15 protein-coding genes are annotated in these 18,651 nt (G+C 44.8%); 4 read left to right on the top strand and 11 right to left on the bottom strand.

Annotated elements, in window-relative coordinates; all coding sequences use genetic code 11:
• Positions 1-28 precede the first annotated feature (28 nt).
• The 3 genes from JO154_RS12570 to JO154_RS12560 all read right to left on the bottom strand — a co-directional run bounded on the left by JO154_RS12570 (position 29) and on the right by JO154_RS12560 (position 1,965).
• Entirely contained in the window at positions 29-1,018 is a 990-nt protein-coding gene (locus JO154_RS12570; protein WP_291945918.1) for a D-alanine--D-alanine ligase, read from the bottom strand.
• 123 nt (positions 1,019-1,141) lie between these two features.
• The gene (locus JO154_RS12565) at positions 1,142-1,459 is read right to left on the bottom strand and encodes a ferredoxin (protein ID WP_291945916.1); all 318 of its coding nucleotides are present in this window, start codon (positions 1,457-1,459) and stop codon (positions 1,142-1,144) included.
• A 158-nt stretch (positions 1,460-1,617) separates the two neighbouring features.
• Positions 1,618-1,965, bottom strand: a complete 348-nt coding sequence (locus JO154_RS12560; RefSeq protein ID WP_291945914.1) for a 4Fe-4S dicluster domain-containing protein — start codon at positions 1,963-1,965, stop codon at positions 1,618-1,620.
• Between the two features lie 94 nt (positions 1,966-2,059).
• Between JO154_RS12560 and JO154_RS12555 the strand changes: the two genes are divergently transcribed.
• Entirely contained in the window at positions 2,060-3,058 is a 999-nt protein-coding gene (locus JO154_RS12555; RefSeq protein ID WP_291945912.1) for an acyl-CoA reductase, read from the top strand.
• A 225-nt stretch (positions 3,059-3,283) separates the two neighbouring features.
• Complete coding sequence (locus JO154_RS12550) at positions 3,284-4,864, top strand: trypsin-like peptidase domain-containing protein (protein ID WP_291945910.1); 1,581 nt, start codon at positions 3,284-3,286, stop codon at positions 4,862-4,864.
• Positions 4,865-5,171: 307 nt separating this feature from the next.
• On the opposite strand, the gene JO154_RS12545 is transcribed toward JO154_RS12550, so the two are convergent.
• The 3 genes from JO154_RS12545 to proS all read right to left on the bottom strand — a co-directional run bounded on the left by JO154_RS12545 (position 5,172) and on the right by proS (position 10,462).
• Positions 5,172-5,933, bottom strand: a complete 762-nt coding sequence (locus JO154_RS12545) for a LytTR family DNA-binding domain-containing protein (protein WP_111595513.1) — start codon at positions 5,931-5,933, stop codon at positions 5,172-5,174.
• A complete protein-coding gene (locus tag JO154_RS12540; protein ID WP_291945908.1) occupies positions 5,930-8,839 on the bottom strand; it encodes a histidine kinase in 2,910 nt (969 codons plus the stop codon). The genes JO154_RS12545 and JO154_RS12540 overlap by 4 nt, the downstream gene beginning before the upstream one ends.
• Before the next feature lie 147 nt (positions 8,840-8,986).
• Positions 8,987-10,462 carry a proline--tRNA ligase gene (gene proS, locus JO154_RS12535; RefSeq protein WP_291945906.1) on the bottom strand — a complete coding sequence of 492 codons (1,476 nt, stop codon included), beginning with the start codon at positions 10,460-10,462 and terminating at the stop codon, positions 8,987-8,989.
• A 283-nt stretch (positions 10,463-10,745) separates the two neighbouring features.
• Here proS and JO154_RS12530 point away from each other — a divergent pair, with 283 nt between their 5' ends.
• Positions 10,746-11,795, top strand: coding sequence for a hypothetical protein (locus JO154_RS12530; protein WP_291945904.1), 1,050 nt, complete (start codon positions 10,746-10,748; stop codon positions 11,793-11,795).
• 150 nt (positions 11,796-11,945) lie between these two features.
• Complete coding sequence (locus JO154_RS12525) at positions 11,946-13,508, top strand: hypothetical protein (RefSeq protein WP_291945902.1); 1,563 nt, start codon at positions 11,946-11,948, stop codon at positions 13,506-13,508.
• Between the two features lie 310 nt (positions 13,509-13,818).
• Here the strand turns inward: JO154_RS12525 and miaA are convergent, their stop codons facing one another.
• From miaA to JO154_RS12500, 5 genes are all read right to left on the bottom strand, one after another.
• On the bottom strand, positions 13,819-14,718 hold the full coding sequence (gene miaA / locus JO154_RS12520) for a tRNA (adenosine(37)-N6)-dimethylallyltransferase MiaA (protein ID WP_291945900.1): 900 nt from the start codon (positions 14,716-14,718) through the stop codon (positions 13,819-13,821).
• Position 14,719: 1 nt separating this feature from the next.
• A complete protein-coding gene (locus JO154_RS12515; protein WP_291945898.1) occupies positions 14,720-15,295 on the bottom strand; it encodes a hypothetical protein in 576 nt (191 codons plus the stop codon).
• A 104-nt stretch (positions 15,296-15,399) separates the two neighbouring features.
• A complete protein-coding gene (locus JO154_RS12510; RefSeq protein WP_291945896.1) occupies positions 15,400-16,836 on the bottom strand; it encodes an HD domain-containing protein in 1,437 nt (478 codons plus the stop codon).
• Between the two features lie 69 nt (positions 16,837-16,905).
• Positions 16,906-17,478, bottom strand: coding sequence for an L-threonylcarbamoyladenylate synthase (locus tag JO154_RS12505; RefSeq protein ID WP_291945894.1), 573 nt, complete (start codon positions 17,476-17,478; stop codon positions 16,906-16,908).
• Positions 17,479-17,487: 9 nt separating this feature from the next.
• Positions 17,488-18,621, bottom strand: coding sequence for a glycosyltransferase family 1 protein (locus JO154_RS12500; protein ID WP_291945892.1), 1,134 nt, complete (start codon positions 18,619-18,621; stop codon positions 17,488-17,490).
• Between the last annotated feature and the right edge of the window lie 30 nt (positions 18,622-18,651).

Here is an 18,651-nt window from a genome sequence, read left to right as displayed (position 1 = left end):
ACGTTAAAAGTGATAAATCAGTTACAGGTTAGCCTTTCATCGCTTCTTCCAGCACAGCGCCGTAGAAGTCGGTCAAAGTCATCCCTGCAGCCCTTACCTGTTGCGGGATCAGGCTGTTTTCAGACTGACCGGGCATGGTGTTGGCTTCCAGGAAAAATAGTTTATTATTGGCTTCCTCCCAAATAAAGTCGATTCGGGTGATGCCTTTACAGTTCAGCAGGTTATACAGTTTAGAAGCGGTTTGTTGTACCAGGGCTGTAATTTCAGCAGGTACAGGAGCTGGCGTGATTTCGTTGGAAACGCCTGGTGTATATTTCGCTTCGTAGTCGAAGAACTCTTTGCTGCTCACTACCTCTGTAATAGGGAGTACATGCAACTGGCCACCAGCGCGGTATACGCCAATTGTCAGTTCTCTACCCTTTACAAATTCTTCGATCAGGATCTGGGAATCTTCCTTGAAAGCTTTGTCAATAGCTGGTTGCAGCTCTTCTGCAGTTTTAACTTTTGACATACCGATACTGCTGCCACCTTCTGCAGGCTTTACAAATATCGGTAAGTGCAGTTGCTGGAGGATATCCTGGGTATTATAAGGCTGATTATTGAAGATATGAACGGATTTGGAAACATTCACCACATTTAACGCCGCCACTACTTTATTGCAATAGCTTTTGTTGAAGGTCAGTGCAGAGGTAACCATTCCACAGCTAGTGTATGGAATGTCCAGCATTTCAAAATATCCTTGCAGGCGGCCATCTTCGCCAGGAGTGCCGTGAATACCGATAAAAACACAGTCAAATTTGATTTTATTCCCATTGATGGTCAGGGAAAAATCATTCTTATCCACCTCATATTGTTGGCCATCAGGAGCAGTGTGTGTCCAGCCCTCGCGGGTAACAATAATTTTATAGACCGCATACTTGTTGCTGTCCAGGTTTTTCTCAATGGTAACAGCGCTTTGTACTGAAATTACATATTCTCCGGAGTAGCCACCGGCAACTAAAGCAATATTTTTCTTCATAAGATGACTGAGCTATAAGCGGGTAAAGTTAAGGAAAGTTTTTTGCCGTACAAGAGGCCAGAAAATAATAGCGGAAAGAAGGGAGTCCGGCCAGGGGCCGGGCTCCAGCAAAGCTATCGTGTGTTATTCAGCATGGAGAAAAGCCTGTTTCTCGAGTAGTTCGTCAAGCGTTTCTCTGTACAATTCGTCCGGAACACAGGCATCTACGGGGCAAACATCCGCGCAGCGGGGTGCTTCATGGAAACCCTGGCATTCCGTGCATTTGTCCGGGACGATGTAAAAGATATCGTTGCTGAGAGGGGGTTTTCGCTGGCTGGTATCCAGCGGTTCATTGTTCCTGAGGACTACCTGTCCTTTGAGGGAGGTCCCCTCTGCCAGGGACCATTCTACGCCTTGTTCATAAATGGCGTTGTTGGGGCATTCATTAATTTTTAATGCCATAGGGAATAAGATTTAGTTATTAATCTATGTCACTGGCAAGGTACGATGCCTACCTATGATTACCTAACGTCCAGCGTATATACGAAGACTGTTATGAGCATAAAAAAACCGCTCTGGCACCATTCCAGAGCGGTTCTAGCTTCCTTTGAATATATTAACTACATGTGCAGTTTTTCTTTCTTACCCAGCAGTTCATCTACTGTTTCTTGGTACATTTCGTCTGGTACACAGCAGTCTACAGGGCAAACAGCTGCACATTGTGGTTCCTCATGAAATCCCTGGCATTCAGTACATTTATTAGGAACGATGTAGTATGTATCTACGCTAATAGGAGCATTACGCTGATCAGCATCCATAGTGGAGCCATCCATCAGGGTATAAGTTCCTTTTACACTGGTTCCATCAGCAATGGCCCATTCCACTCCGCCTTCATAAATTGCATTGTTTGGGCATTCTGGTTCGCAAGCGCCGCAGTTAATACATTCGTCTGTTATCTTAATTGCCATAGAGTAAACTTTTTGTTTAAGTAGTAAGCCATTAATTTTGTGGACAAAAATATAATTTTCCGGGTTTAATCAAGTCATTATTTATTAAAGATTCATGAATATAGCAGAAAAAGAAGCAGCGCTGGTGCGCCTGGGCCAATACCTGGCCGGAAACAGCCCTGAATGGGAAGTGGTTAAGGAGAGGGCTTATATCGCCAATGGATGGTTTATCCCGGCATTTATCAACAATGCGCTGGAAAATATCTGCCAATACTTCCTGGAACCTGCCAAACTCCAGCAATGGCTGCAGTCCTATCCTGCTGTAACAGCAGACCGTACTCCTCGTAAAGTGGGTATTGTGGCAGCGGGAAATATTCCCCTGGTAGGGTTCCATGATTGGCTCTGCGGATTTATCAGTGGCCATCAAGTGAAACTGAAGCTCTCCGGTAAGGATGAAATCCTCATGAAGCATATCCTGAGCAAAATGGAGGAATGGTACCCTGAAACAGCCGGCCAGACGGAAGTTTTGGACATGCTGAAGGACTGTGAGGCTTATATCGCCACAGGCAGCAACAATTCTGCCCGCTATTTCAATTACTATTTCGCTAAATATCCACATATCATTCGCCATAACCGCACTTCCGCAGCAGTACTTACCGGTAAAGAAACCCCGGCCGAACTGGAAGCCCTCGCAGATGATATTATGCTTTATTTCGGCCTGGGATGCCGCAATGTGACCAAAATATTTGTACCAAGGGATTATAATTTCCAACCCCTACTGGATGCACTCAACAAGTACAGCTACCTGATGGATCATCACAAGTACAAAAACAATTACGATTATAACCTGGCCTTGCTGCTCCTAAATAACAGTCCTTATATCACCAATGGCACCCTGCTGTTACATGAAGCGGAATCCCTGTTTAGTCCGCTGAGCGTACTGAATTATGGTTATTATGATGATATCCAGGAATTGGCTGCTTCCCTTCATCAGGACGAAGTACTGCAATGCCTGGTAGGAAAGGATTTTATACCTTTCGGGTACGCACAACAACCAGCACTCCAGGAATATGCTGATGGGGTAGATACTATGGCATTTTTACTGGGCATCTAACAAAATGTCGCATCAGATTGTTATCCTGTCAGGTGGTAAATGAAGGGTTGTCAGCCCGATATCCGTTAATCTTTAATTTAAATTAACGATTGATATAAAAAACTGTTAAAGTGAAGAGAGACAAGGATATTTGATTAAACACGGATATTAAATTTGTATCGAAGGCATTAAAATTGACCTGAAGTGCGTGTTACAAATTTATTCGTACGCTAAACACACTATAATATGAAATTCAAGCAAATTGTTACAATTGTCCTTATCAGCATTGTGACCGCTTCTGCCTCCATATTTGTGTACAGCAAATATATCCAACCCAGACAGGCAGGAATTTTCCAGAATGGCTCAGCCGACATACCTGTGAATTATGCCCGGTATATGCCCGGCACGGAACACAATAGTGGTGCATTACCCCCATCTGATTTTACAGCGGCTGCAAAAACCGCGGTACCAGGAGTGGTTCATATCAAGACGAAAATCAATCCCCGCCAGGTAACCAACGGTAATAACCTGCAGCGTAAACGTTCTATCTTGCAGGATCTCTTCGGCGATGATTTCTTCGGCGATGAATTTAACGGTAGCGGAGATGGCCGCAGATATTACATTCCAGGCCAGATGGCTTCTGGTTCCGGCGTGTTGATTTCTGACGATGGTTATATCGTTACCAACAACCACGTGATCGATGACGCAGATGACATAGCGGTATCACTCTCTAACAGTGGTAAAACCTATAAGGCGAAATTGATCGGTGCAGATCCAAGCACAGACTTGGCTGTTATCAAAATTGAGGCAAGTGGATTGCCCTACTTACTGTATGGCAACTCCGACAATGTAGAAATCGGACAATGGGTACTGGCGGTAGGTTATCCGCTGAACCTAGATGCAACGGTTACTGCCGGTATCGTAAGTGCTAAGTCACGCACGATCGGGATTAATAAGAGTCGCGGTTCCCGTAACAGCGCTATAGAATCATTTATCCAAACCGATGCTGCCGTTAACCAAGGTAACAGTGGTGGCGCCCTCGTCAACACCAACGGTGAGCTAGTGGGTATCAACTCCGCTATCGCCTCTCCTACCGGTTCTTATGCAGGTTACTCTTACGCCATCCCAGTAAACCTGGTGAAAAAAGTAGTGAACGACCTGATGAAATACGGTAATGTGCAACGTGCTTACTTAGGTGTTTCCTATATGCCTGGTTCTGTCATTGCTTCCCTTACCGATGACCAGTTGAAAGAACTGGGTGTAAGAAGAGATGCTCCAGGCGTACAGATTACGGAAGTGGTAGACAATGGTTCTGCTAAAGCTGCCGGCCTCAAAACGGGCGATATCATCATCAAAATCAACGGAGTGCCTATTCCTGGTGCATCCCAGATGACAGAACAAATTGCCCGCTATAAACCAGGCGATAAAATCACCATCACGTACTTGCGCAATAACAAGGAAATGACTGCTGAGAATGTAGTCCTGCGAAACCTGGCTGGTAATACCGATGTGGTAAAAACCACTATGATAGACCGATTGGGCGCAGATTTATCCGCACTGGATAAAGATGACGCTCGCAGACTCGGTATTCGTGGCGGTGTTTGGGTAAGTGCTATTGGCAATGGTATCCTAAAAAAACAAACAACCATGGCTCCCGGCTTCCTCATTATCAAAGCTGGCGACCAAACCATTACCACGCCGGATGAACTGGCGAAAGTGCTGGATAAAAAATCCACCGTTCAACTGATTGGATTATATCCAGAAAAAAGCACTAATATCTACTATTACAATATTCAAACTGGCAGCGCTGCCAGGGAAAGCTTCTAATCAAAGCGCAAGCATTACGAAAAAGGCGGTCTGACCAGACCGCCTTTTTTTTATGGACTCCCGAAGCAGTTCATACAAATAAAAAGAGTCACCCCTGGTGACCCTTTTTATCTTAAGCAATACCTGCATTGCCTGAAAAAACTTCACAGGTAATCAGCCATATCTATGAAAACCCATATTGAAAATAGGATATAGATATGATAATATTTATGCTTTCCCGTCAAATGCGAAAATTACCTTGTGAATGCATAAAAAAGCCGGTTAAGCGCAAGCTAACCGGCTGTTAAATATCATTAAATTTTATAAATTAAAGATTAATCACACCCTTTAACTGGGTAAAGAACTCTTCTTTTTTGCGGGAGGAGATCGGGATATTCTTCTGATCGCTCATGACAACGGCAGTACCCAATCCTTTGATGATCTTGACAATATGGTGAATATTGATCAGGAAAGACTTATGCACCCGATAAAAGCCTTTATCGGAGAGCATCTCTTCGTATTCTTTCAGCGACTTTGAGATTAGGTGAGAAACATTATTGATCAACTGTATTTTGGTATAGCTGTCAAATGCTTCGCAGTAGATAATATCTTTCAGGTCTATGACATTGTAGCCGTCGTTAACGGGGATTACAATTTTAGAGAAGGCATTATCATTGTTCTTTACATAGTCTTTCAGGATGGAGGCCAGTTCATTGAGGCGGCCTTTTTTACTTTTCTTCACCTTTTCCAGCGCGTCTTCTACTTCACTTACTTTGATTGGTTTCAGTAGATAATCGAGGGCTGCAAATTTGATGGCTTGAAGGGCATATTCCTGAAAAGCTGTGATGAAAATTACTTCAAAGTTCAGTACAGGGAACATTTCCAGCAACTGGAACCCGTTATGCGGAGGCATCTCGATATCCAGGAAAAGTACATCAATGGGGTTGTTTTTAATCATTTCTGCCGCCTCATGGATATTTTGCGCTTCTCCCACTACAGTGACATCCTTACAGTAATTCTCAAGGATATTTCGCAAAATATGAATGTTGCGGACTTCATCGTCGACAATGGCAGCTTTTATATTACTCATAACATCTTAACAATGGGAATCAGGATTTCAACTAAGGTACCTTCCTTATTGCCGAAACCAGATTTAAATTTATCAATAATTTCTAACTTTCCAACACTTCCATTAAAAGATTTTATAATCTGCAATCGCTCCTTAATCACGCTCAGTGCGGTAGATTCGTGTTTTACCAGTCTTGTACTTTTCAAGGTATTGGACTTATCCCATCCTATTCCATCATCGTCTACAGAGCAATATAACAGATCATCCAACATTTCCAATCTTATTTCCAGGCAACCGCTACTGTTTTTCGGTGCCAGTCCGTGTTTGATCGCATTTTCCACAATAGGTTGAATGATCATAGGCGGAATATAGATGGTATAGTCCTTCAGGGATTCCTGAAGGGTAAATTTATAGGTAAATGAATGAGCAAAGCGTATTTTCTCCAGCTCCAGGTACCTGGTCAGAAAGGCTATTTCCTCTTCCAAAGAGATATACGATTTCCGGGAATTATTCAACATCTGCCGCATTAGTGTGGCAAAGTCGGCCAGGAAATTCAATGCTTGTTTTTCTTCTTTTTCCAGAATCAGATGCTGTACTGAATTTAGCGAATTAAAGATGAAATGTGGGTTCATCTGGTTCGTCAGGGCTTTGGCTTCCAGCTCTGCGATTCGCCGGTTATATTCTGTCTTTCTTTTTTCCGATTGTTTGATTCTGCGTACAATATAGCGTAAAATAAAAAGAATTACCAGTAATCCCAATAACAGTAATATTCCCCTGGCCCACCATTGCTGGTACCAACGGGGTAATATGCTCACATTAAGGTTGATTGGCTGACTCCAGTCACTTTTATATTTCCTGGCACGTACCATCAGCTTGTAAACTCCAGGCTGCAGATCCGGGAACGGGATAATATTGGAATTGGACATGGTAGTTTGCCATCCGGTAGTACTGTCACCAGAGAAATTATACTGGTATTCCACCTGGTCCGGCAGATCGAATACAATGGTACCGAATTCCGCTTCAAACGAGGATTTTCGCTGATATAAATGAACGAAATCCTTTGCTGGCAAGAAGGTACTGTCTGCATACCGGATATTACTGAGGTAAATCACCGGCGGTACAGAATCCACCGGCATGTTATTCCCTTTGAAATAGCACAAGCCATTGGAAGTAGCGATATACAGCATATCGTCATCTGAATACACGCCACGGATGTCATCAGACATCAGGCCATCATTAGAGGTAATATTGCGGACAATATGCTGATTGGTTACATTGATAACGCTCACGCCTTTATTGGTAGCCACATATAGTTTACCAACCCCATCGTAATAGAGTTGCTGGCAGATATCTGAGGCTAGGCCGTTGGCTGTAGAGAGATGCCGAACCACCGAGTCGTGGTGCATCACATAAATGCCCTGGTCGCTGGTACCTATCCAAAGAAATCCGTTGATCCATTTCAGGTCCTTGATGCTTTGTTTCAGGTGCGTATTGTTGCCAGGTCTTACCAATTGCCGGTTATTATCTGAACAGTAATACAGTCCGTTATTGGTACCCACGAAATAAGTAGAATCATCTACCGATGCGATGGACGTGACCACCATATCCAAATCAGGGATCACATAATTATCCAGAGCGATGACTTGGTTTTTAGCAGCAATGCGAATTTTCCCAGATGGGGATACGTCTACATCTTTCAGCATTTTCACGGATCGCAGCAAACTAGGGCGTTGCGTAGCGGTATTGAACTGAAAAAGGGCATTATCCGTAGCGATGAGCACACTATTATCCTTGTAAGGAATAATGGAGAGCAGGCTATTTCTACCGGTGGTCGTATCCAGCGTAAATTGGCGGATATTTCCCTGTGCATCCATGGTATTGAGGATACCAGCATTCTGGCCTATCAGTAGCAGATCTGTTTTTTTGTCTTTACAGATACTGAAGATAGAGTGAGAATAAAGTCCGTTGGTATTATCGAGATAGCTGAAGTAAAAATTCTTATAAGGAATATAATACACCCCATCTCCGAAAGTAGTGATCCAGATATTGCCATCCCGATCTTTGAGAAGGGAGGTGATGTAGTGATTTTCCAGCAGCCGGGTTACTTTTCGTTCTCCTTTGAAGAAGTTTTTGATGAAGTAGAGTGCCCGTTGCGTGCCTACCCAGAGGTTATCATTATCTAGACAGATATCGCTGATATCTTCTCGGATGCCCCATTCAGGTCCATTAAAAAAGCTGATGGCATCTTTAAATCGATAAGAATAGAGGCTATTTTTCAGGATGACTACTGGATGGCTAGCAATACGACTGCGGAAATCCGGATCATCTACTGGGTAAGGGGGTACGGAAATAATTTTTTGTTCAGGGTTATTGGGATCTTTCAGTGTTTCCAGGCGGAAGGCATTCTGTAGGGGATGGAAGATACTATCACGGGCTAGGAGGAAGCGAACATCACTACCGGTGGAGCCTTGTTTATCGTAGGTGATTCTTTTCCCGTTATAGAGCAGACTCCTATTATTGGAGTTGAGGAACCAAATGAGGTTTCCTCCTATTCCCTCGAAGGCATATTGGAGGTAATGTCCATGAGAATTGAAGGTAAGAGTGGTATCGTTTTCCTCGTTGTGAATAACAGAATTGAAGTAATAGGAAGGTTTGCCATTGAGGGTGAAGAACCATACCCTTCCTTTAGAATCTGCGGTCAGTTTGACCACATCGTTATCTGTCAGGCCATCTTTTTTAGCGTAGTTGCGAAAGCGTTTACCATCGAACTTACTGACACCTGTGGGAGTAGAGAACCAGATAAACCCATCTTTATCTTGTACCGCTGCATATACGGTGGCATTTGCCAGTCCGTCTTTCACGTTGAAGTTACGGATCATGAGGCCCTGTGCGCGGGCAACCGTACTAACACAAAAGATGGCCAGCATCCAAAACAATATGTAACGGACAGAGGGCATCGGATAAATTTACTGGTTTCTTTTGGAATGAGGGAAAGAAATTAAAAATAATTACAATGAGTGCAAATGCACTCATTGTAATTATTTGCCGCATGCATATAGGGATATATGCTGCTATTAGTATGCTCTTGCGAACAGCACTCTTTCTTTTGAAGGCTTGCCAGTGAGTATACAAACGCCTTCTTCCTGCGGATTATTAAGCGGAATACAACGGATAGTTGCTTTGGTAAGCTCTTTAATTTTCTCTTCCGTTTCGCTGGTACCATCCCAGTGAGCGCTTACGAAACCTGCTTTTCCGTCCAGCACTTGTTTGAATTCTTCGAAGGTATCTACACGGGTGATGTGTTCATCGCGGTAGGTCTTAGCCTTGTTGAAGAGGTTCTGCTGGATTTCTTCCAGAAGGTCTTGGATACGTTGGCCCAGGCCTTCTAGTGGCAATGTTTCTTTCGTTTTATTATCGCGGCGGGCTACTTCAGCAACGCCGTTTTCAATATCTCTTGCGCCGATAGCGATACGAACAGGTACGCCTTTCATTTCGTACTCAGCGAATTTCCAACCTGGGCGGTTATTATCGCTGTCGTCATATTTTACGCTAACGCCGAGTTTCTTCAGGTCCGCTATGAGTGCGTGTACTTTCGCATCGATGGTAGCTTTCTGTTCTTCTCCTTTGAAGATAGGCACGATTACTACTTGCAGCGGAGCGATTCTTGGAGGCAGTACCAGACCTTGGTCGTCGGAATGCACCATGATCAAACCACCGATCAGGCGAGTGGAAACGCCCCAAGAGGTAGCCCATACGTATTCCAGTTTATTTTCCTTGTTGGAAAACTGTACGTTGAATGCTTTAGCGAAGTTCTGGCCGAGGAAGTGAGAAGTACCTGCTTGGAGGGCTTTACCATCTTGCATGAGTGCTTCGATACAGTAAGTATCTACAGCGCCGGCAAAGCGTTCGTTGGCAGTTTTCACCCCACGAACAACTGGTACTGCCATGTAATGTTCCGCGAAATCTGCATATACATTCAGCATTTGGGTTGTTTCAGCTACGGCTTCTTCTGCAGTAGCATGGGCAGTGTGACCTTCTTGCCAGAGGAATTCTGCTGTACGCAGGAACAGGCGGGTACGCATTTCCCAGCGAACTACGTTGGCCCATTGGTTAATGAGCAGGGGCAGATCGCGGTATGACTGGATCCAGTCTTTATATGTATTCCAAATGATGGTTTCAGAAGTTGGGCGAACGATCAGTTCTTCTTCCAGTTTAGCTTCAGGGTCTACCACTACGCCGCCGCCATTGGGGTCGTTTTTCAGGCGGTAGTGAGTTACCACGGCACATTCTTTAGCGAACCCTTCGATGTGTGCTGCTTCTTTACTGAGGAAGCTTTTGGGGATAAACAGCGGGAAATAAGCGTTCTGGTGACCGGTTTCTTTGAATTTGCGGTCCAATACATCGCGCATGGCTTCCCATAAAGCAAAGCCGTATGGTTTGATAACCATACATCCTTTTACGGCAGAGTAGTCTGCCAGTCCACCTTTCAGCACCAAGTCGTTGTACCACTGGGAATAATCTGCTGAACGGGCGGTGATCTCTTTACTCATAAATAAAATATCTAATTTATATATCTTTATATTTAAACAAAAAATCTGTAAAATTATCCTGATATAAAATTTTTCCTATATCAAGAAAATTAAATAATAGTCTGGCGTAATTTTTGACTAATATTCAAAAAGAAAATGCTACAAACCTACATGAAAATCATAAAGCAGCAAATAGTTGCAACAAAATAATATAGAGGGGTTTGTATATTGTAACTTTGTTCAGCTAAAATCCGTTTAAATAAAGTAGATTTACAGTACAGATCACGCATAAAATATATTTCAAATGAAGCCTATATCATATTTTTTCATTTTGGCAGGAACCTTGGCCCTCGGGGCTTGTTCCAGCGCGTATAGAACTACGGGTACGCCGGATGATGTATACTATTCACCCCGTCAGCAACAGAACCCTGCCTATGCTGGTAATTATTCCAATGGCAATTCCCGCCAGGATGATAATACCTATAGTACGGTACCTGCCGCAGACGATGATGGCGGCACTTATGTAACCTATAGTGACGAGCAGGGTGATTATGAGCGTCGCTTGGATCGCTTCGGAAGCGGTGGGTCTAGTTACAGAGGCAGCTACATGGATGGTTACTACGATGGTATGTATGCCAACAGCTTTAACTATGGCATGAGCTATGGTATGGGTTATGGATATCCATATTCCAGCTTTGGTTATGGCTACAGTCCTTTCTGGGGTTCTTCTATGGGTCTCAGTTTAGGTTGGGGTTTGGGCGGATTTTACAGCCCATGGAGCTATGGCTACTACGGTGGCGGTTGGGGTTATCCTTACTATGCTTACAACCCATATTACTACCCATACTATGCGGGTGGTTACTATGGTCACGGATACTACGGTGGTGGTTATGGCGGCGGATACTACAGCCGTTCTACCTACGGACCAGTATACAACAGGGTAAACAATAACTATAATCGTCCTGTACGCAGTGGTGGTATGGCCGGTGGTTCTACCCCTCGTCCAGACAGAGGTGGTTATCAACCAATTGGTAACAACACTGGCTACGGTCGTCCAAGCAGAGTAAGCTATCAGCCAACCAACAATAACGGTGGCGGATATACGGCTCCAGCAAACACAGAAAGACCTCGCAGGGTATTCCAGCAGTCTTCCGGTGAAAGACCTGTTTACCAACCAAGCAATAACAGTTCTCGTCCTTCCCGCGTGGAATATAGCAGACCACAACAAAGTCAACCTAGCTATTCACAGCCTTCATACTCACAGCCTAGCTACAGCGCTCCAAGCGGTGGTGGTGGCCGAGTAGGCGGCGGCGGTGGTGGAGGCGGTAGCCGTCCATCTAGAGGTGGTCGTTAATAAAGCATTTAGTGATAAGCGTAGCCTCAAAAACTACGCTTATCTTTTCTACCCACATACGAATTGCACGTCGACGAACGTTTTTAGCCAACATAACCCGTTAGGTTAAGCAAAAAGAAAGTACCTGCATATCTTTTTAAGTTTTAATTTATGATCAAGAGCATCTATCCTCTTCTGGGAGGGTTGTTATTAACTGTTTCCGCTATGGCTCAGTCTGCTCCAGACGCACTGATGATTTCCAATCAGCAGCCCAGTGGTACAGCCAGAACACAAGCATTAGGAGGCGTATCTGTAGGATTAGGAGGCGACTTTTCATCCGCATTTTCCAACCCGGCCGGTATCGGTATCTTCAAAACTGGAGAGTTTCTCATCTCCGGTGGCGTTGGTATCTCCAGCAATACAACTTCCTACCTGCCAAAAGCAGATCCACTGGATATAAAAGGCAGTCGCACTAACTTCCAAGTACCCAATATTGGCGTAGTGATTGCCGCCAACAGAGCTACTGGCCCTAACAGTTGGAATAACTTCTCTTTCGCAGTTGGCGCCAATCGCCAGGCGAATTTCAATAACAGGATCAATATCGGTGGCGTTACTAGCACCACCTCTTATACAGAAAACTGGATAGATCAACTATGGTCTGCGGGCTTCAATCCAATGGACCCAACATATACGCCCACCGGTGCTGGATTGGCCTTTAAACAAGGGCTTATTCACTCTTATGTGAACAGTAAAGGAGAAACCGATCTGCTTTCTGAAGCCTCTCCAGTTCGCCAGACTGGCGGTCTCGCCTCTATCTATCAACGTGCTGCACTGGATACCAAAGGTGGATTGACTGATTATACCATTGCCTTCGGAGGTAATTATGGTGATAGATTCTATATCGGCGCCGGCCTCGTTGTTCCTAGTATCAATTACCAGGAAACGCTGTCTGTATCTGAAGATGATAACACAGGTAATCCTAATAACAATTTCAAATACTTCGACTACAACCAGTATACTAAAATATCCGGACTGGGTATTGCCGCCAATATCGGTATCCTCTATAAAATCACAGATCGATTCCGTATCGGTGCTAACTTCCGCACTCCTACCAAGTACAGCATGAACATCACGCAAGGTGGGGACCTGGCTTCTGACACAGAAGGTTGGGGCGGCAAAAAATATAATACTGCAGCAGATTACAGCCTGTTGAAAGATTATAGCTACGATCTGACAGCTCCCCTCCGACTCAGTGGTGGCGCTTCTTATTTCTTCGGAAATTTGAAAGATCCAGATGCTGTTACCGGTTTTATTGCGGCTGACTATGAGTATGTTAACCACAGCAAATCCAAATACAATTTTGCAGATGATAAAGCAGGTTCACGTTCAGTGAATGACGCTATCGGTTTCCTCTACAAAAGCGCTTCCAACTTCAAAGTGGGTGCAGAGGTTAAATTTGCTCGCATCTTCGCGGTACGCGGTGGTTTTGCACAATTTGGCAATCCTTACTCCAACGATACCTACAATATGAGCGTAGATGCATCCCGCAGAACATACAGCGGTGGCGTAGGCGTACGTACTAAAGGTATCTATGTAGACCTGACCTACAGCTATACACAGGGTAAAGATTTCTATCAGTTGTATACTACTGATATTGCTGATTACTACCCTCCTGCTGCTATGGTGGACTTCAAAAGAAGTAATATTATGGCTACTGTTGGATTCAAATTTTAATTTTGAGAAGTCTTTAATAAGCACTGAAGAGTGCTGTATCAAACAAAGGGATTGACGTCTGCGACGTCAATCCCTTTGTTTATTTTTTTTGTTGTCCCTGCCCGTTGGGCAGGGACAACAAGCTGGAAAGAAGTTCCGGTGCTTATCGTAGCGTCTTTTAGCGATTTTTATTTTTCTGTTGTCCCTAACCGCTGGGCAGGGACAACAAGCAGGAAAGAAGTTCCGGTGCTTATCGTAGCGTCTTTTAGCGATTTTTATTTTTCTGTTGTCCCTAACCGTTGGGCAGGGACAACAAGCAGAAGAAAATGCACTAAAGTTGTCTTGTTACCCAATTTTCCAGCTCATCTCCTTCTCGAGCATCGAACCAATTATACTCTTTGTCTTTGCGAAACCAGGTCAATTGGCGTTTGGCGTATTGTCGGGTATGTACTTTAATATCTTCCAAAGCTTGTTCCAGCGATAATTTACCATCCAGGTAGTCAAATATTTCCGTGTAGCCCACTGTACGAAGGGCATTATGGGTGCGGTAAGGTAATACGGACTTCACTTCAGCTACCAATCCTGCTGCGGCCATTAGGTCTACTCGTTTGTTGATATTCTCATGGAGTAATTCCTTTGGCAATGTGATCACGGTTTTGATGATACGGAAATCACGTTGCCGTTTAACAGCAGTGCGGAAGGTGGTAATAGATTTTCCGGTGGTTTCCAGTACTTCCAATGCGCGAATCAATCGGGCAGGGTTGTGCACTTCTGCGATGGCGTAGAAGTCGGGGTCCCGGCGTTGGATTTCTTCTTGGAGCCAGGAGATGCCTTGTGCCTCATATTGGGCCATAATGGCTTGTCTGACCTCCGCTGGAATTTGTGGCATATCATCCATTCCTTCCGCGAAAGCGCGGATATACAGGCCGGTGCCACCGCACATAATAGCCACATCGTTGGAAGTAAAAATTTCCTGGCAGTATTGGAGTGCCAGTTTTTCGTACATGCCAGCGTTGACTTCTTCCTGGATACTATGGGAGTCGATAAAATAGTGAGGCACTGCCGCCAGCTCTTCCTGAGATGGCTTCGCAGTGCCTATACTAATTTCTTTATAACATTGCCTGGAGTCAGCCGATATGATAGAGGTATTGAACAGTTTGGCTAATCGTATAGCCATGGCCGTTTTCCCCGAAGCGGTGGGTCCAGCAATTACAATTACTGTTTTTTGCATATCAGAACATCAAATCATCCTCAGCACCCATCTCTTCTGCCTGATCATTTTCTGTGGAGTCTTCCTCTCCTTCCTCACCAAATCCTTCTTCGTCCATGCCCTCTTTATTGAGGTCATATTTTTCTTCCATTTCCACGAGTTTATCACCTACGAGGCCTTTAGTACCATATTGGCTAGGGGCCAGGCCTTCTTTGCGTACGCATAAAGGATAGGTAACTTTAATATTCTCCTCTTTGGAAACACCGATTAATTCCACCAAAAAGCTCCAGTTTTTGGCAAAATCATAGAGGTAGATAAATTTCTGGTTAGGGTCCTTCACAGCAGCGCCGATCGGGGTTTCAGACATAAGCAATGGTTCTGCCTTACGGGGGGTTTTATCCATTTCCAGGATTATTTCCCTTCCGCGTTGCCAGTTGTCATTACTGCGGAAAAAAGTCGCCTTATGTTTGGAGTCGAATTCGAATGCTTGCAGGATTGCCTGGTGAAATTGTAAAAACGTTTGATTAGGCTTTATAGCAATATCCCTGTAAACGCTTTCATCTTCTTCCCAGTAAACTCTGAATTTCAAAACCGGCATGACAATAAGTTATAAGTTAGATAAATATATAAAGGTTTAACGCTCAATGACGCGCAGTGTCGCTAACAGTTACGCTATAACTCTGTAATGTAAAAATACCAATTTTATTTTACAGGGGTTAAGTTGAAAGATTTTGCTTTTTCCAACATAAACGCATATGCTGCCTCGTAAGTGTTGGGGATTTCTCCATCCAGGATAGCTTCTCTGATAGCGGTTTTCAGGTCGCCGACCACGCGGCCAGGAGAGAGTCCGAAGATTTCCATAATCATTTCACCGGTGATGGGCGGTTGCCAATTACGGATACGATCTGATTCTTCTACTTCCTTCATGCGGGCGCGTACCAGTTCAAAATTTTCCAGGTAGCGTTTAACTTTCACTTTGTTTTTGGAGGTGATATCCGCTTCGCAGAGCAACATCAGTCCGTCGATATCATCCCCGGCATCGAAGAGTAATCTGCGAATAGCCGAGTCCGTGATATTCTCTTTTGTAAGTGAAATAGGGCGCAGGTGTAGTTCTACCAATTTTTTCACCAAGCGCATTTTATCTCCCATCGGCAATTTGAACTTGCTGAAGATACGTGTCACCATTTTACCGCCGAGGGCATCGTGGCCGTGGAAAGTCCATCCATGGCCCGGTTCGAACTTTTTGGTAGCTGGTTTTGCGATATCGTGCAGCAGTGCTGCCCAACGCAACCAGAGGTCGCGGGTATTTTGAGAGATATTATCTACCACTTGTAAAGTGTGATAGAAATTATCTTTATGTCCTTTCCCTTCCAGCATTTCCACGCCCACTAGGTCTACCATTTGCGGGAGGATAATCTTCATCAGTCCAGATTTATACAATAAATCCAAACCTACAGAAGGTTTAGGGGAGAGCATTATTTTATTGAATTCGTCCGTAATTCTTTCCTGGGAGATGATACGGATTCTTTCCGCATTCTCTTGGATGGCAGTAAAGGCTTCCTGAACGATGGTAAACTGCAACTGGGAGGCGAAGCGGATAGCCCGCATCATGCGCAGTGGGTCGTCGCTGAAGGTTTGCGAGGGTTCCAGCGGTGTACGGATAATTTTGGCTTCCAGGTCTTCCATGCCGTTGAAGGGGTCCAATAGGGAGCCGTAATCTTCTTCGCGGAGACTGATAGCCATGGCATTGATCGTAAAATCGCGGCGATTCTGATCGTCTTGGAGGGTCCCTTCCGTTACTTCTGGGTTACGGGATTCCTGGCGATAGCTTTCCTTACGGGCGCCCACGAATTCGATTTCCAGTTCATTCCATTTCACTTGGGCGGTGCCATATGTTTTGAAGAAGCTGACAGGCACCTTTTCGCCCAGCGATTCAGCTACTTTATGTGCTAGTGCAATACCATCGCCCACGCACACGACATCCATATCTTTTGTTCTTCTTCCAAGGATTTTATCACGCACAAAGCCTCCTATGAGATAGGCAGGCAGGTGCAGATCCTTAGCTGCCAGCGCTATCTTTTCCAGTATTTTCCTTTCCTGCAGCGAGCAGGGAATATCCATTGGCTTGTTGCTAATCATATAGTTATAATCCGGTTAAATGTAGTGCCTTTCGCTAAAACCAGGGCGCAAATGTAAGAAATAACGCCTTTAGTCGCGAATTACGGTTATACTACCATCTTTGTGGATGCGGATAATCCGGCTGGCGGTATGGGCTGCATCCTCCTGCTGGCGGTACTTTACCACATAATCTACCCCATTGACAATTTCCGCGTTTACCTGGGAAAAGGATGCTGGGGAAGGATCGCCGCTGAGATTAGCAGAAGTGGATACCAGGGGTTTTCTTAATCTTTTAATGAGATGTCGGCAAAACTGGTCTTGTACAATCCTTATCGCAATGGTTCCGTCTGCATTTATCACGTTGGAAGCCAGGCCCAGTGCGCCTTCATAAATCACGGTAGTAGGTTTGGTGAAGCCAGCGATGATTTCCGCCATATCGGGGCGGGGATTGGCCACATAATGCAGCAGATCTCTGACATCGGCAAGGAGTATGACCAGACTTTTACTTTCCTCTCTTTGTTTGAGTTGGAATACCTTTTTCACGGCGGCTTCGTCTGTGGCATCGCAGCCGATGCCCCAAATAGTGTCTGTAGGGTATAGGATTAATCCGCCATCGCGCAAAATCGGCAATGCGGCACTAATATCCTCTTCAAATATCTCCATTCAGGCTGGTTATTTCAGTTTATAATATACGTTCATCATGGCTGCTGCACATTTCTCCGCAGTAAAGCGCTGGGCATGCTGCCATCCTTTTTTACGCAGTTCCTCCACCAACGCTGGTTGGTGCAGTACCTGGCGCATGGCACCCGCGATACTAGCCGTATCTAAGGGATCCACGTAGAAGGCCGCAGGACCGGCTGTCTCCCCAAAACAAGATCCAGTAGATGTAATCACCGGTGTACCACTCCACAAAGCCTCTAGGATGGGAATCCCAAAACCTTCAAAGAGCGATGGATATACCAATGCAGCCGCTCCTTGATACAGCAAAGGTAATTCAGCATTGGCCAATCGCCCACGTTCATTCAGGAAAATTACCTGATCCGTCATATTATTGGCTGCCAGCCAGGATTGTACTTTCTTTTTATATGCGGAACCGCTTCCCAGCACTACCAGGGGCAATTTATCCGATCCACGGAGTGTATGCATGGCAGTTACTATATTCAGCAGATTTTTCCGTTCGATCAAAGAACCTACATACAGGAAATATTGTGCTGGCAACTGGTAGCGGGTACGCAGGGCCTGAATATCTTCCTGGGAGTGGATTTGAGCGAATGAAGGGTCACAACTCTGGTATACTACATCGATTTTATCTGCTGGCGTCTTGTAATAAGTAATCAGATCCTGCTTGGTCTGTTCACTGATCGCCACTACCCTATCCGCGTATTCGCAGGCGTAGCGCGCCTTCCGACGGTAAGTTATGACATCGATCGGATTATACTGACTGGGATACCTTTCAAAAATCAGGTCGTGCATGGTAACAACGGATTTCACACCAGAATTATGAATACCGAAAGGGATTTCATGACTTAGGCCGTGATAGATATCGATCCCTGTGTTTACCAGTTCATCCACCACGAATCTGCTACGCCAAGCCGACTTAAACCAGCGATGAATCGCCTTTTCAGGAGTGACAAGGTGCAGATCAGTATGATTTTGCCATTTATACATGGTGGTTTCTCTCGGAGCAAATAGGTAATAGTCGTTTTCAGGATAGCCCAGGACCAGGGAATCAATCAGGCTACGGCTGTAATTTCCCAGTCCGGTATTGTTTTGAAAGGCGCGTTTAGCGTCAAATCCGATTTTCATGAGCGCAAAATAATAAATGTTTGTCGCCTT

The sequence above is a fragment of the Chitinophaga sp. genome, assembly GCF_019236475.1.
In the GTDB taxonomy this organism is placed as follows: Bacteria; Bacteroidota; Bacteroidia; order Chitinophagales; family Chitinophagaceae; genus Chitinophaga.
This window is presented reverse-complemented; position numbering and strand designations above follow the sequence as displayed.